This window comes from Vreelandella neptunia (genome assembly GCF_034479615.1).
In the GTDB taxonomy this organism is placed as follows: Bacteria; Pseudomonadota; Gammaproteobacteria; order Pseudomonadales; family Halomonadaceae; genus Vreelandella; species Vreelandella neptunia.
In genome coordinates, this window is the sequence record NZ_CP140255.1 from 2,601,799 (window position 1) to 2,615,203 (window position 13,405).

14 protein-coding genes are annotated in these 13,405 nt (G+C 56.4%); 2 read left to right on the forward strand and 12 right to left on the reverse strand.

Going from position 1 to position 13,405, the window contains the following annotated elements; all coding sequences use genetic code 11:
* The first annotated feature begins 34 nt into the window (after window positions 1-34).
* Window positions 35-334: a winged helix-turn-helix domain-containing protein gene (locus tag SR894_RS12125; RefSeq protein ID WP_071693579.1), complete on the forward strand. Its 300-nt coding sequence runs from the start codon at window positions 35-37 to the stop codon at window positions 332-334.
* On the opposite strand, the gene SR894_RS12130 is transcribed toward SR894_RS12125, so the two are convergent.
* Genes SR894_RS12130 through coxB form a run of 4 tightly spaced genes read right to left on the reverse strand, consistent with a single transcriptional unit; the run spans window position 331 to window position 6,464 of the window.
* Entirely contained in the window at window positions 331-2,475 is a 2,145-nt protein-coding gene (locus tag SR894_RS12130) for a heavy metal translocating P-type ATPase (RefSeq protein ID WP_133732707.1), read from the reverse strand. The two genes, SR894_RS12125 and SR894_RS12130, sit on opposite strands and share 4 nt — an antisense overlap.
* A gap of 47 nt (window positions 2,476-2,522) precedes the next feature.
* Window positions 2,523-2,879 (reverse strand): hypothetical protein, encoded by a 357-nt coding sequence (locus SR894_RS12135; RefSeq protein WP_133732653.1) that lies wholly within the window; start codon window positions 2,877-2,879, stop codon window positions 2,523-2,525.
* 4 nt (window positions 2,880-2,883) lie between these two features.
* Complete coding sequence (gene ctaD / locus SR894_RS12140) at window positions 2,884-5,424, reverse strand: cytochrome c oxidase subunit I (RefSeq protein ID WP_133732654.1); 2,541 nt, start codon at window positions 5,422-5,424, stop codon at window positions 2,884-2,886.
* Window positions 5,421-6,464: a cytochrome c oxidase subunit II gene (gene coxB, locus SR894_RS12145; protein WP_133732655.1), complete on the reverse strand. Its 1,044-nt coding sequence runs from the start codon at window positions 6,462-6,464 to the stop codon at window positions 5,421-5,423. Before coxB ends, ctaD begins: the two co-directional genes overlap by 4 nt.
* Before the next feature lie 36 nt (window positions 6,465-6,500).
* On the opposite strand from coxB, the gene SR894_RS12150 reads away from it, so the two are divergent.
* A complete protein-coding gene (locus SR894_RS12150; protein WP_133732656.1) occupies window positions 6,501-6,962 on the forward strand; it encodes a DUF2231 domain-containing protein in 462 nt (153 codons plus the stop codon).
* 10 nt (window positions 6,963-6,972) lie between these two features.
* Here the strand turns inward: SR894_RS12150 and SR894_RS12155 are convergent, their stop codons facing one another.
* The 8 genes from SR894_RS12155 to SR894_RS12190 all read right to left on the reverse strand — a co-directional run bounded on the left by SR894_RS12155 (window position 6,973) and on the right by SR894_RS12190 (window position 13,203).
* On the reverse strand, window positions 6,973-7,398 hold the full coding sequence (locus tag SR894_RS12155) for a CopD family protein (protein ID WP_133732657.1): 426 nt from the start codon (window positions 7,396-7,398) through the stop codon (window positions 6,973-6,975).
* 78 nt (window positions 7,399-7,476) lie between these two features.
* A complete protein-coding gene (locus SR894_RS12160; protein WP_133732658.1) occupies window positions 7,477-8,337 on the reverse strand; it encodes a DUF2797 domain-containing protein in 861 nt (286 codons plus the stop codon).
* A complete protein-coding gene (locus SR894_RS12165; RefSeq protein ID WP_133732659.1) occupies window positions 8,321-8,605 on the reverse strand; it encodes a YeaC family protein in 285 nt (94 codons plus the stop codon). The genes SR894_RS12160 and SR894_RS12165 overlap by 17 nt, the downstream gene beginning before the upstream one ends.
* 10 nt (window positions 8,606-8,615) lie before the next feature.
* Window positions 8,616-9,467, reverse strand: a complete 852-nt coding sequence (locus SR894_RS12170) for a rhomboid family intramembrane serine protease (RefSeq protein ID WP_133732660.1) — start codon at window positions 9,465-9,467, stop codon at window positions 8,616-8,618.
* A 253-nt stretch (window positions 9,468-9,720) separates the two neighbouring features.
* A complete protein-coding gene (locus SR894_RS12175; protein WP_133732661.1) occupies window positions 9,721-10,707 on the reverse strand; it encodes a metallophosphoesterase in 987 nt (328 codons plus the stop codon).
* Between the two features lie 2 nt (window positions 10,708-10,709).
* A complete protein-coding gene (locus SR894_RS12180; RefSeq protein ID WP_039859209.1) occupies window positions 10,710-11,645 on the reverse strand; it encodes an NAD(+) kinase in 936 nt (311 codons plus the stop codon).
* 63 nt (window positions 11,646-11,708) lie between these two features.
* Window positions 11,709-12,578, reverse strand: coding sequence for a carboxylate/amino acid/amine transporter (locus SR894_RS12185; protein ID WP_133732662.1), 870 nt, complete (start codon window positions 12,576-12,578; stop codon window positions 11,709-11,711).
* A gap of 88 nt (window positions 12,579-12,666) precedes the next feature.
* Window positions 12,667-13,203, reverse strand: a complete 537-nt coding sequence (locus tag SR894_RS12190; RefSeq protein ID WP_133732663.1) for a YqaE/Pmp3 family membrane protein — start codon at window positions 13,201-13,203, stop codon at window positions 12,667-12,669.
* Between the last annotated feature and the right edge of the window lie 202 nt (window positions 13,204-13,405).

Here is a 13,405-nt window from a genome sequence, read left to right on the forward strand (position 1 = left end):
AGCACGCGCATAAATTAGCTGCAAAGGAAGCCGAATGCCTGCTCTAAGCAAAACCAAATCGAGTTTTTACCGCCGTTTATACGTCGCCCATTTGATCGAACAAGGCGCTGCCAGCGTGCCTGCGCTAATCGAGGCCACCGGCATGCCGCGGCGCACCGCCCAGGATACGATTGCCTCCCTTGCCGAGCTGGATATCGAGTGTGTATTTACCAAGGATGACGGCGAGCGCCACAACATCGGTCGCTACCAGATACGTGATTGGGGAGCGATAGATCCACGCTGGGTGGCAACCAATGCCGAACGGCTTAAACAGGCGCTTGGCTATGCAATTTAGCTATTTTCATCCGACTCTGCCCAGGCCAGCCGTGCAGCGTTGAGAGTAACCGTCAGCGAGCTTGCCGCCATGGCGAGTACCGCCACTAGCGGGGGGATCGCCATCAGCACCACCAACCCCAGTGCAAGGGTATTGTAGAGCGCCGAAAAGAACAGATTCTGAACCATGATGCGCCGCGTGCGTTTAGCAATACCGAGCAGTTTGACTACACCACCCATCCCCGGCGTCATTAGCTGTGCGGAAGCCCCTTCGCGGGCAGCTTCGCTGGCACTCAGTGGCGCAACACCTACATCGGCCGCGGCCAGGCTTAAGGTATCGTTTAAGCCATCCCCTACGTAGAGTGTCGGCGATGGTAGTCCCTGCAATAGCCGCGCTTTGGCTTCAGGCGAACGCTGGGCGTAGCAAGCTTCACGGGCAAGCCCTACCCGTTCGCCCAACCAACTGACCGCCCCCTGCCGATCGCCGCTGATCATAGCGACGACATAACCTGATGCTAGCAGGCGTTTTACGCTAGTCTCGGCGTCATCCACCGGTTGATCGGTGAGATAGAACGAGGCTAGCCAGCCCACCTCGTCAGCAATCACCACCTGAGAAGCAAAGGATAGCGTTGCCTCTTCCGCTTGGGCAGGAAGCGCTATTTGCTGGCGAGAAAGCCAACCGGCGCTGCCTAACGTTAGCCACTCACCGCTGTTGAGCTGCACACGGCGCCCTTCTCCAGGGGTGTCATTAACCTGCAGACATTGCTCAGGGCGCTGGTCGCCTTGGCTGCCCGCCCAGCGCGCTAGCGCTTGTGCCAAGGGGTGTTCGCTGCCAGCAACAGCGACACTGAGCTTGCGCTGCAAGGTGCGCTCATCAACGCCTTCCCGTGCTTGCCAGTGCAGCACCGTATGGCTGCCAGTGGTTAAGGTGCCGGTTTTATCCAGCGCTACCGAGCGAATGTGTGCCAGGATTTCGAGCGCTGCCGGGTCGCGTAGCGCAACACCCTGCTGCATGGCCTGGCCGCTACCGGCAAGGCTTGCCAGCGGCACCGCAAGCCCCACGGCGCAAGGGCAAGCGACCACTAACACCGAAAGTGCGCGCACAAAAGCATCCTCCAAGCCCAGACCCAGTAGCAGCACAGCGGGCAGCGTTAGCATCGCTAGCACGAGAGCTAGCGGGCTTAGCCAAGCAGCAAAACGGTCAGCAAGCTTCTGTAATTCGCCTTTTTTAGCCTGATAGCGGCGCATTTCGTCACAAAGCTGATCCAGTCGTCGCTTGCCTACGCCTGCACTTACCTGCATTACCAGCGGCGTTGTACCCAGGTAGCGGCAGCCCGCATAGACCTTCTGTCCGGCATGAAAGTGGCGCGGCAGGCTTTCGCCGGTAAGCGAGGCAGTATCGATCCAACCTGGGTCTTCCAGGATCCCATCAAGGGCTATCAACTCACCGGGCGCTAGCTCGACGCGCGTTCCCTTCATCACTTCATCCACAGGAACCGATTCCCAGTGCTCGTCCTGCCAAACCGTAATGTCATCATTTGGCAGCGCCAGAGCATCAAGCGCTTTTAACCCACGGTGACGGCAGAGTGTCTCCACCAACCGCCCAACCAGTAAAAGCACAATCAGCATCACCGCCGTGTCGAAATAGACTTCGCTTGAGCCGCGCCATAGCAGCCACACCGAAACCATCACTGCGCCGATTACGCCAAGGCTAACCAGCACATCCATGCCGGGGCGCTTGGCAAGCAGCGTGCGCCATCCGGCCCGGTAAAACGGTACCCCTGCGAACAGCACCACGGGCAGGGAAAATGCCCCCGACACCCACGCAACCACCAACTCAACCCGCTCCGAAGGCAATGCACCCGCATAGATCAATAGTGACGCGAGCATCGTCCACATGCCGAACAGCGAACCGACCATCAGCCTAAGCGTCAGGTAGCGGCTCTCCTCTTCTAAACGTCCATGGGCATCCGCCACCGGCTCAAGTTCTGTCAACCGATAGCCCAGGCGTTTAATCTTGGGGGCAAGAGTAGAGAGCTGAATAGCGGCAGGCGTGCCACTGATGCAGAGCGTCGCGCTTGGGTAGTGCACACTAACCTCACGCACACCTTTAAGGCGCTTTAGAGAGCCCTCTACGGCTAAGGCACAGCTGGTGCACCACATACCGTGGAGGGTATAGAGCTGCTCTTCTTCTTTGCTAAGCGGATCGCTTACAGGCAAGGCGGAATGCCCATAATCGGCATTGCAGCAAACACAACGCCTAAAGTAGAGAAAAGATACAGCCCGGCAGAAACCGTGGCATTAAAGCGCAGCCGTCCTTCATGGCGCTTGGCCATGCGGCAACAGCCCACCGTTAACGCTGCCAGTAACGCAATCGCGGCGATACTGACGGCAAGCAGCATAGCGTTCACCAGGGTGAATACGCCCTGCTCGGGAGCAGGCGGTGCAACCGAGCAAGCGACCGCATGCCCGCCGTAAACGGCCACGAACCAGATACACCATAGCGTTAAGCCAATGACAAAATGCAAGGGATGGGTAAGGTGTAAGCGCTGCAACGTGATGGTCATTAGCTTAGCTCCCTATGACGCGAGGCAACACCGCAAGCGCGCCCACGAGTATCCAGAACGTCACCAGATTATAGCGCCACCACTGGGCAACCACGGCAGGCTCGAAGGGTGCATGGGCGCCCACAAAGCCATAACCCACCCGCAGGCCCTGAAGCAGGGTCAGCACCGCGCCTAAACCGCCGTGTAGCAGCGCATAGGCCAGCCCGACCATAATGATCGCATCATGGGAGGTTTCGGTAACCGCCAGGTCTGCACTCAGCAGCACCCACAGCGTTACCGCTACCTGCACAAAGCCTAGGGCACTGATGCTATACATGCCCACTGCCAGTCCCGCATCCTTACCCTGGCGCAAACCGCGCACCAGTTTTTCGAGAATTACCACGCCAGCGGTTAGCGCCACCCCGGCAAGGATCAGCCCCACCAAGGAGAGCGGTGAGGTCTCGGGCATCCGCCACTCAGGGGACACTGTCCATAGATAGAACCAGCCAAATAGGTAAGAGAGAAAGAACGAACCATTGGCGAGCAGCGTGATCGACATGGCCCATAGGCCTGGACCATCCATGGTGCGCGAGTGGAGCGGAGGGTCGCCGGGAGCTACCTCGGCATCCGGCGCCGCTTTTGGATGGGCACCATTCTCCCAAGACCAGCGCAGTAAAAATAGGCCAGCCACGACAACGGCGATACCAGCCAGCGGATATAGCCGCGTCAGCAGGCTTACACACACCACGGCCAGCGCCATGGCAGCAAACAGCGGCCACCAGGAGTTACCCGGCAGATGAATGATTTCCCGCACTTTGCCGGTCAAAGGGTCAGTGCCCCACATCTCCCGTCGGCCATGGGTAGCCACCGCCAGGCTATGTTGCCCTTCTGCCATGGTGCGCGGCAGATTCGGGTCATCCCATAGTGGATGGCGCGTCTCGATCTTTGGCAGGCTGACAAAGTTATAGGCGCTGGGCGGCATACTGTTGGCCCACTCCAGGGTATCCGCGTTCCAGGGATTATGCTTAGCGGGTTTGCCGAAACGGAAGTGCAGCGCAAAATCCAGCAGCACCATGGCAATCCCCGCCGACATAATAAAGCTACTCATGGATGACAGCAGGTTGAAAATATCCCAACCCATACCCGTTTCATAAGAGTAGACCCGCCGCGGCATACCCAACAGGCCAGTCCAGTGCATGATCAAAAAGGTGCCATTAAAGCCCAAAAAGGTGAGCCAAAAGCCCCATTTGCCCAGGGTTTCAGAAGGCATTCGCCCTGAAAACAGCGGCAACCAGTAGTAGAGCCCGGCAATCAGCGGAAAGAACATCCCGCCCACCAGCACATAGTGCATATGCGCCACCACAAAGTGGGTATCGTGCACCTGCCAGTTAAAGGGCACCAGCGCCAGCATTACCCCGGTCAAGCCACCACACACGAAGATAATCAGGAAGCCCACGATCCATAACATCGGCAGCTTCATCTTGGGCTTGCCCAGCCATAGCGTGGCCAGCCATACAAACACCTGAATCGCCGTAGGCACCGCCACCAACATACTGGCGGCGGAGAAGAAGGCTTGGGCCAGTTGAGGAATGCCCACGGTAAACATGTGGTGAACCCAGAGACCGAAACTGATAAAGCCTGTCACGGTAATGGCGAAGACCACCCAGCCGTAACCAACGATCGGACGACCAGCAAACACTGGTATCAGCGTGGAGACAATGCCCGCCGCAGGCAGGAAAATGATGTAAACCTCGGGATGGCCGAATAGCCAAAAGAGGTGCTGCCAAAGAATCGGGTCACCGCCACCGGCCACTTCAAAAAAGGGCATCCCCACTGCGCGTTCAAGCTCCAGTAGAATACTGCCCAGAATCAACGGCGGGAAACCGACCACGATCATCAGCGCCATGGCGAGGATATACCAGGCAAACAGCGGCATTTTGTGCAGCGCCATGCCCTGGGTGCGAGTACGCAGTATCGAAACCACCAATTCGACCCCGGCAGAGAGCGCGGAGATCTCAACGAAGGTGATCCCCAGCAGCCAAAAATCTGAGCCCAATCCCGGTGAGTACTCGCTGCTACTGAGCGGGGTATACATAAACCAGCCGCTGTCTGGTGCCATCTCTAACACCAAGCTAAACGACAGGATGATGCCGCCAAACAGATAGCACCAGTAACCCAGGGATGTTAGCCGTGGGCAAACCAGATCACGGGCACCGATCATCTTGGGAATCATATAAATCGCCAACCCTTCCAGCATTGGGATGGCGAACAGAAACATCATCACCGTGCCATGCATGGTGGTGACTTGGCTATAGATATCCGGCGACATAAAGTCTTGATCGGGGAGCGCCAGCTGGGTGCGCACCAGCATGGCCAATAGGCCACCAATCAAGAAGAACACCATCCCGGTAACCATAAAACGTAGGCCGAGAGTGGTATGGTTAACAATGGTGAGTGCTTTCAAACCACGCGGATTGCCCCAAATATCGTGCAAGTCATTGTGCAGTTGGTTGGGGCCTTTAATGTTATCGCCTTCTGGGGTCGCTTCACGGTTAATAGTGGTCATGGGGTTAGCGTCTCCAGCCAAGCACCCAGAGACTCCAAGGTGGTCGTCTCGATATCATCATGGGGCGGCATTTTGTTGCCCGGTTTTAAGCGTTGGTGATGCTTAAGCCAGTGGGTGACTGCGCCCTCCTCCATGGCCATTATTCCCGCCCCGAGGCTCGTCCGGCTGCCAAGATCAGAAAGATCCGGCCCCTCTTCCCCAGAGGAGAGTCCTGCTACCCGGTGGCAGCTGGCACAATGGGTCATAAATGCCTCCCTGGCAGTTTCATGCTGCTGATCGTTTGCCGCAAGCGACGATAATGCCTCCGTTTGGCGAGCGGCCAGCCAGGCGTCGTACTCGTCGCGCTCGACGGCTTCCACATAGAGCTGCATTTGGGCATGCTGGGCGCCGCAGAACTCGGCGCACTGAGCACCAAACACCGCCGGTTCATCCGCTTCCAAACGTATTTTGTTCACTCGCCCTGGGATCATATCGATCTTGCCGCCCAGGCGAGGCACCCAGAAAGCGTGGATAACGTCCGCACCAGTAACGTGAAAATCGACCGGCTCACCAGCGGGCATGATGAGCTGATTAGAAGTCACCACCTCACCCCCTTCTGCGCCGGGGTAGCGCACTTCCCACCACCACTGGTGGCCAATGACTTCAATTACCTCCGGTGGCTCTGCCAGGGGTAACGGTAAAAGCCGCTGACCGGTGGGCACACCAAAAGCCAGTAGCGCGGTAATACTGGCCACGGGCAGCACAATGCCGCCGCCAATAATCCAGCGACGCGCTATTGTTCGCTCCTCAGCGGGCGTTCGTATTACCTCTTTGCGCTTGAAGGTATACAGCCAAAAAGCAGTCACCAGCACCAATACCACAGTGCCAAACCCTAGCATTACCCACCAGATCATCACCACGTCTCGCGCGGCTTGGCCTGCCGGGTCTAGAATAGACTTATCGCCGGCGCAACCGGCTAATAGCAGGCCGACTGACAGCGCTAGCGGTGTGCCAAGTGAGTTGACCCGCTGCTGGGTTAAGCGTTGAATAATCAACCTCATCCCTTGAATTCCTTTTTCTGCCCACAGGAAGTGACTATGGCAAAGCCTCGCCAGCGCTCGATTAAAAGCCGCGCATCTCTCGCCGGCCATCCACTTCATCCCGTGATGATTCACTTTCCCGTCGCGGCCCTGATGGCGCTGGTGGCAAGCGATATCGGTTTCCTGCTGAGCGGCGATCCGTTCTGGTTGCGCGCTAGCTTGTGGCTGGCAGGCGTCGGTGCTTTCGGCGGCTGGATTGCCAGTACGGCTGGGATTATCGATCTGGTCACTGTACCGCGCATTCGCCGTCTGATAACCGGCTGGAGCCACGCTATCGTCGCGGTGGTGATGCTCTCGTTGGCGTCGTTGAACTGGCTGCTGCGCTTTAACGACCCGAGTGCGATTTTGCCCTGGGGGCTGGCCGTATCGCTGCTCACCGCAGCGTTGATCGCTTTGGCGGGCTGGCTGGGCGGTCAACTGGTGTATGAACACGCGGTGGGTGTCGAGGTTAAGGATTAGCGCCATAGCGTTAGCTCCAATCCAGTGGCTTAGCTAACACAAGCCCCAGCACGCCTATAATGCCCGCCAACGCAACGCATAGCGCCGTCCAGTTGGTGGGTTTTACCCAGCGGTAGTGGCCCATCTCAAGGCGCAAGATTAACCAGCCAAAGCAGCCGTGGGCGGCGACCATGGCCACAACAGCACCCAGTTTTAAGATCAGCCAGCCGCCCAGCACACCATGGATGAGAAACAGCAGCGTGCCCGAGGCAATAGCCACTAAGGCGGCCGGGGTAGCGACGGAGTTATAAAAGAACCGCGGCATGGGCGGTGTGCCCTGGGCGAAGCCCGCGTCTTTGCGAAGCTGCAGCGCCTGGCTAAGCAAGGCGGGCAGATAAAGAAGTGAGCCGCACCAGATCACTAGCGCGGCAATGTGAAGCAGTTTAAGCCAAGGCATCGGGGCTTCCTTGCGTTGCGTAAGGCGGGTCAGATCACCCCCTAACCTTAGTCAAAACGCCCTCTTATGGCTAGCCGCTTAACTCACCTGGATCTCGTAACCGGTGAATTTGCGGAGATTAATGACCCCGCTATCGAGGATCAAATACTGCCCTTTGACGCCTTGCAGCACGCCTTCTACCAGTGGCTGCTTATCAAAGTTATGCGACACCACTTTTTTGGGAAAAACGCTGACGGGGTAGTGAAAATGTTGCGCAGGCTGTTCCAACAAACGGATAGCATCCGAACCATGAGTCTCGCGCAGTTGGTTCAATCCATCGGCTAGCAGGGTCAACAAACGATCCCGCTCGGCACTTAAATCCATGGTTTCGACGTCGCCTTTGAGCATCGCCCGCCAGTTGGTGCGGTCGGCAACCTGTTCTTTAAACAGCATTTCGACAAAACCGGACTGCTGACGCGTATCCACTTCAAGAATCGGCAGCGCCTGAATCGCGCCTTGATCCAACCAGCGGGTAGGCATTTGGGTTTTGCGGGTGATGCCTACTTTAAGCCCCGATGAGTTAGCCAAATAGACGATATGGGGCTGGAAACAGTGTCGCTCGCCCCACTCCGGCTCACGGCAGGTGCCTTGGAAAAAGTGACAGGTTTCCGGCTTCATAATGCAGGTATCGCACTGGGCTAGCCGCTTGAAGCAGGGGTAACAGTGGCCTTGGGCAAAGCTCTTCTTGGTTGCTCGCCCGCAGTGGGTACAGGCAATGGCTCCCGTCCACCGCAAACTAAGCGGCTCACCGATACGCTCGTTAAGCGCAACACGGTGCTCACCCGCGCGCAAGTGGTAAACCACCGGCTGGTCTTGGCGGCCAGGTAGCGCTGCCGCCATTTTGCTTAAACAGCCCTCTACTGAAAAGCCCGGTACTGCCGCTTCAATCACGCGTGGCATCCCGTGCCAAGCCGGCCAGTTCCGGCGATACGCCAGCGCCGCTAGCCGCTGCACCGCAGGTACGCTGCTCTAAATAGCCTACGCGGTTCTCTTCCGGCACGTTGTTCTCCACCTCAAAGCGCATGACGGCTTCCAAGCAGAGTTCGGTCTGTTCCGGCGTTAAGCGGCGACCGTCGGGCCATTTGCGCAGCGATACCGCCTGTTTAAGGCTTTCGTAAATCGCTGGAGTCATCTGGTTGATCATTTTTTCGAACGTCATTTCGCTCATTGCAGGCCTCTTAACGGTTTTTCAAACGGCGGGATGAATAATACCAGCCTGTGACCAGCCCCACGAGTAGACCGCCCAAATGTGCTTCATTAGCGACATTGCCAAAACCAACGCTGCCCGCCATATCGGTCATGGTGAACACCATCCAGCCGAGCATAAAGACCACCAGCATTTGCGGTACAAAGAAGCCACTTTGGGGAACCCGGCGTGACATCAACCAAACGTGGGCCAGTAAGGCATATACCACCCCGGACATGCCGCCGAAAAGCACGGTGCCGGTCGCGTACTGCGCCACATTCGCGCCTATACCCGCCACAATAAGCAGCAATAGCATGATTCGGCTGCCCTGTAGTGCTTCAACCTGTCGCCCGAAGTACCACACCCACATCAGATTAAATATCAAATGCATCCAGCCAAAGTGCAGAAAAGCAGGTGATAACAAGCGCCATACCTGCCCAGAGGTAAGCGTTTGCGTCAGATTACCAAACACCAGCTCACCACCTGAAATACCTATTGGCACGATGGTGAGAGTGACAATCAACTGGTCACCAAAAACACCAATCAGGGCAAATATCACCAGACTAATGACAATCATCAGCGCCGTTACCGGCACTTGCTTTAGCGATGCCAAGGAGTGGGTCATGGTGCGCGGGCGCTGAGCAGCCTGCTGAAGCACCAGGGGTTCGCCCCGCTGCCAGCGCTCTAGCAGTGCTTTAAGTTCGCCAAGCTGGCGTGGGTCGGCGATCCATAGCAGTTGGCCGTCCGCTTCATCGGTAATGCGGTGACCAATGCGGTGGCGCCAGAGTGCCTGGCGAAGTTCACTGGTATCCGCGTGATCGGGCAGAAGCATCACTGGATGCATGAAATCCCTCTAATCAAAGCGCTTGCGGCACGCTGTCCGCAGCGGGTAGCTATTGAAGACAGTTATTGTAGACAACTACTGAATGAACCACCCGGCTGCCAAAAGACAAGCAAAAAAAACCGGCGGTGGGAACCGCCGGAGAATAAAAGCAAGGGATCATTCAAGGGAACACTTACTCTGATAGCCGACGGCAGGGTTAGTTCAGCCGTTTTGAAAAAAATATGTAATTTTGTGTAACAAAAAGAAGCATTTGTTAATCAAAGTCGATTTCCCAGGGTTTGGGCAGCGCACGCTCGTCTTTTGGTACCTTAATCCACACAAAATGGTCGGCATTTAATACTGCCTCACCACTCCATCGATAGGCCACTAAGCGCCCATATTTGACAGCACTATAGTCCAGGCAGGCAATATTCTGGGTCGGCAGTGCTGGTATGCCTTCACACCAGTAATGACCAATAAACAGCGGCGGCTGCTCTGGCCCGTAGTAGCTAAGTTTCTGGCGCTCTTCGTGGGTCAATGCGCGGGTTTCAAGATTGCCGGGCAAGTTATCCGGTTGAAAGACGACGTCCCCCCACTGCTGAGGCGCCTGGGCCCAGAAGTGGGCGCGGAAACTTTGCCTCGTAAAGCCATCGCCTGAGTGTATCGCAATACCTTTGGGTAGTGAGACATGCGGACCTCGGGTGAGGCGGTCTAAAATTCGAAACGCCTGGGTTTTGGGGTCGGTGGACTCAATCAAAAACTGTGTGTCCATGCAGCAATCAGGGTGGCGCTGTTTCAGCTCTTCAATCAGCACCTCATCCCAGCAGGCGTGCACCACGCGGATACCATCGATTTCCAAACACAGCGGGATGGTTTTAAACCACGCCAAGGTGTCGTCCCACTCGTTGGTATAGTCGCGATACTGCTCTAGGGTGTCCTGAATAATACGATTGTGCCGTGGCGTATGCTCGCGCAACCAGCGTTTATGGCTACCTGGGGGCCCAGGATGGGTATACGCCAGGGCGTTATACTCGTGATTCCCCATGACGATATACGCTTCGCCGTGCTCGACCATTCGCCGGGCAATAGTCACTGCCAGACGAATTCTAGGGCCTCGGTCAATCAAATCACCTAGGAAAATCACTTTGCGACGCGGGTGGCGATAGACGCCGTTGCGCTGGTGGTAACCCAGCTTTTCCAGCAGTGAGGCGAGCGTAGCACCGCAGCCGTGGACATCCCCAATGAGGTCGTATCCCTCCATACTCAATCCCCCAACCGGTGGCTCCAGCCTAATTTGCTGCGCAGCACTTCGTAAAAATTATGCCCGATGGGATGCACCAGCTGGATACGTTCAGGCTTGCGGGTAATCACCAGTACGTCATTGGGTTTGGCCACCGCTCGGGTTTGCCCATCGCAGCTAATATGCGGATAGGACTGGTTGGTTTCGCCAATGTGAATACGTATTTCGCTGGCGGCATCGATTACAATGGGGCGACTCGAGAGCGTATGAGGGAACATTGGCACCAGCGTCACGACATCCAGTTTGGGGTGCATGATCGGCCCACCGCCAGAGAGCGCGTAGGCCGTTGAACCGGTGGGCGTAGCAACAATTAAGCCATCGCTGCGCTGGCTATACACAAACTGGCCATCAATAAACAGCTCAAACTCTATCATGCGCACCGCTTTACCAGGGTGCAGCACGACTTCGTTCAAGGCATCGCCATTACCCACGGCAACGCCATTACGGTAGAGCACGGTATCAAGCAAAAAACGCTGCTCAACCTCAAACTCCCCCGCCAGCACTTCACTGACGCGGGTTTCCAACTCATCGGGTGAGATATCGGTAAGAAACCCCAAGCGGCCCCGATTAACGCCTAAAATCAGCGTACCGCTGCGGCATAGCGCCCGCGCCGCGCCCAATAGACTGCCATCGCCCCCTACCACAATCACCAAGTCACACAGCTCGCCCAGCATGCGACGGCTGGCTTCCGGCTGACCATGGTGCGGTATGACAGTAGCGGTGCGATCTTCCACTAATACCGAGTAGTCATGGGCGACCAGATAGGTTACCAGCCGCTGAAGGGAGTCGACCACTTTGTCACTCCCCAGCCGACCAATCAGACCAATAGTTTTAAAGGTTCTGCTCGATTGATCGCTGGAGGGCGCTGACTTAGCGTCTGCTGATAAGGTGTTGCTCATGGGCCGACTCTCGCTAACATAAGTCGCCATTATGGGGACACCTCAGCTATCGGGCAAATAGGCTTAGCTAACGGCTACCTGACGGCGCTGGCACCACCAGTGGTTGAGCCACAGGGAGGCGGCCATGATAATCGCCCCCAACAACAAGCGGGGAATATCCGCATCGCGGTTCCAAATCACTAAATTGACGATTAGCCCCGCTGGCACCAGCGCATTGTTCATAATTGCCAAGGTGCCTGCGTCTACCTTGGTGGCGCCCTGGTTCCAGGCAAAATAGCCTACGCCAGAAGCCACTAACCCCAACCATGCAAGTACGCCCCACTGAAGTGACGTAGTAGGCAGTGCCGCGCTGTTGCCAAACAGTAAATAGGCAGGCAGAGCCACGACCATCGCGCCAATAAAGAACCAGCCAAACACGTTGTGCCACGCTAGTGTAGGTGGCAAATCAGCGGCTAAACGGCGATAGCCTACCTGGCCAAGCGCAAAACAGAGGTTTGCCCCCTGTACGACTAAAAAGCCTGCCCAGAAACCGCTATCAACACCGTCATAGCGAATAACCCCTGCCCCGACTACAGCGAGCAGCGCGGTCACAATATAGATCGGCGTGAAGCGCCCAAACAGCAGATCATCCAGCAGTGCGATATAAATAGGCGTGAAAATAGTAAACAGCAGCACTTCAGGTACCGACAGCAGCAGAAAGGATTGATAGAAGAAGGTGTACATTACCCCCAGCTGTATGGCACCTAAGCCCATAAGCGCCAGCCGATGCTTACCCCGCAGAAGGCTGGGTCGTAAAAAAGGCAGGAAGACCAGGGTGGCAAGCGTAACCCTCAACAATACCGCAAAATAGCTGTCGACCTGGCCCGCCAAGTAGACACCTATCAGCGAAAAGGAGAACGCCCATAGCGCCGTGACGCCGATCAGATAACCCATCGTAAACCCTGCCTTATAAATTAGTTTACGGAGATTATACGCACCTTGATCAGGCTGCCAAGTAGTTAACGTCTACAAGGGGCTTTAGTTAACGCCGCTGCAGCCACCAAAAAGCATACACAACGCCGGGCAGCCAGCCCGCTAACGTTAGCAACAGAGCTACCCCTACCCGCTTACTACCGCCGTCGGTCAAGCCCACTGCCAGCGGTGGCAATAGTAGCGCCAGGGCATAATAGGCGAGTTTTAACGCTTCAGGCTCCGGCGCAGCTTGCTTTGCGGGGGTCGCTTTAGGCGGCGTGGCTTCGGCAGGCGCTGGTTCAACTTTAGTTGGCGGAGTGAAGTGCTCTACTGAACTGGAGGCTGGCTCAGCCGCTGCCTTAGCTGCCCGCTCCTGGGCAACCCGATGAGCCTCTTTGTCAATTTTTTGCTCTAAGGTTTCAGCGCCTTCTGCCAAGTCATCGTGGTGACGCTCCCAATCTTCCCAATCGTGAGGCGTCCCCGATTTTGGCCGTTGGTGCCCAGAACCCCGCGCACGCTCCCAGGCTTTCTCCTCCAAGGTATTAGGGCGGTCAGGGTCTCGGTCAAGCCCCACCCCTTTGCGGTTTAAGTACTCACGTGCATCCATGGGTGGCTCCTCAATTCGTTAACTTGCAGATCATTTGAGCAGTTAGAAAATTAACGGCTTAGAAAATTCAGTACTTACAGCGTTGAATAAAGATACTTTGCAGGCTGAACACTGCGTTTTAAATCACCTACAGTGAAAGAGTCGCTGCTACTTTAGCATCCTGAACTGATCAGATCGCTTTGCTTGCGATGCCCTGTTTGCC

What these genes read in the sequence shown, in the direction of transcription:
- SR894_RS12125 (WP_071693579.1), top strand. Translation starts at nt 35, where the DNA reads ATGCCTGCTCTAAGCAAAACCAAATCGAGTTTTTACCGCCGTTTATAC.
- SR894_RS12130 (WP_133732707.1), bottom strand. Translation starts at nt 2,475, where the DNA reads ATGTGGTGCACCAGCTGTGCCTTAGCCGTAGAGGGCTCTCTAAAGCGC.
- SR894_RS12135 (WP_133732653.1), bottom strand. Translation starts at nt 2,879, where the DNA reads ATGACCATCACGTTGCAGCGCTTACACCTTACCCATCCCTTGCATTTT.
- ctaD (WP_133732654.1), bottom strand. Translation starts at nt 5,424, where the DNA reads ATGACCACTATTAACCGTGAAGCGACCCCAGAAGGCGATAACATTAAA.
- coxB (WP_133732655.1), bottom strand. Translation starts at nt 6,464, where the DNA reads ATGAGGTTGATTATTCAACGCTTAACCCAGCAGCGGGTCAACTCACTT.
- SR894_RS12150 (WP_133732656.1), top strand. Translation starts at nt 6,501, where the DNA reads ATGGCAAAGCCTCGCCAGCGCTCGATTAAAAGCCGCGCATCTCTCGCC.
- SR894_RS12155 (WP_133732657.1), bottom strand. Translation starts at nt 7,398, where the DNA reads ATGCCTTGGCTTAAACTGCTTCACATTGCCGCGCTAGTGATCTGGTGC.
- SR894_RS12160 (WP_133732658.1), bottom strand. Translation starts at nt 8,337, where the DNA reads ATGCCACGCGTGATTGAAGCGGCAGTACCGGGCTTTTCAGTAGAGGGC.
- SR894_RS12165 (WP_133732659.1), bottom strand. Translation starts at nt 8,605, where the DNA reads ATGAGCGAAATGACGTTCGAAAAAATGATCAACCAGATGACTCCAGCG.
- SR894_RS12170 (WP_133732660.1), bottom strand. Translation starts at nt 9,467, where the DNA reads ATGCATCCAGTGATGCTTCTGCCCGATCACGCGGATACCAGTGAACTT.
- SR894_RS12175 (WP_133732661.1), bottom strand. Translation starts at nt 10,707, where the DNA reads ATGGAGGGATACGACCTCATTGGGGATGTCCACGGCTGCGGTGCTACG.
- SR894_RS12180 (WP_039859209.1), bottom strand. Translation starts at nt 11,645, where the DNA reads ATGAGCAACACCTTATCAGCAGACGCTAAGTCAGCGCCCTCCAGCGAT.
- SR894_RS12185 (WP_133732662.1), bottom strand. Translation starts at nt 12,578, where the DNA reads ATGGGTTATCTGATCGGCGTCACGGCGCTATGGGCGTTCTCCTTTTCG.
- SR894_RS12190 (WP_133732663.1), bottom strand. Translation starts at nt 13,203, where the DNA reads ATGGATGCACGTGAGTACTTAAACCGCAAAGGGGTGGGGCTTGACCGA.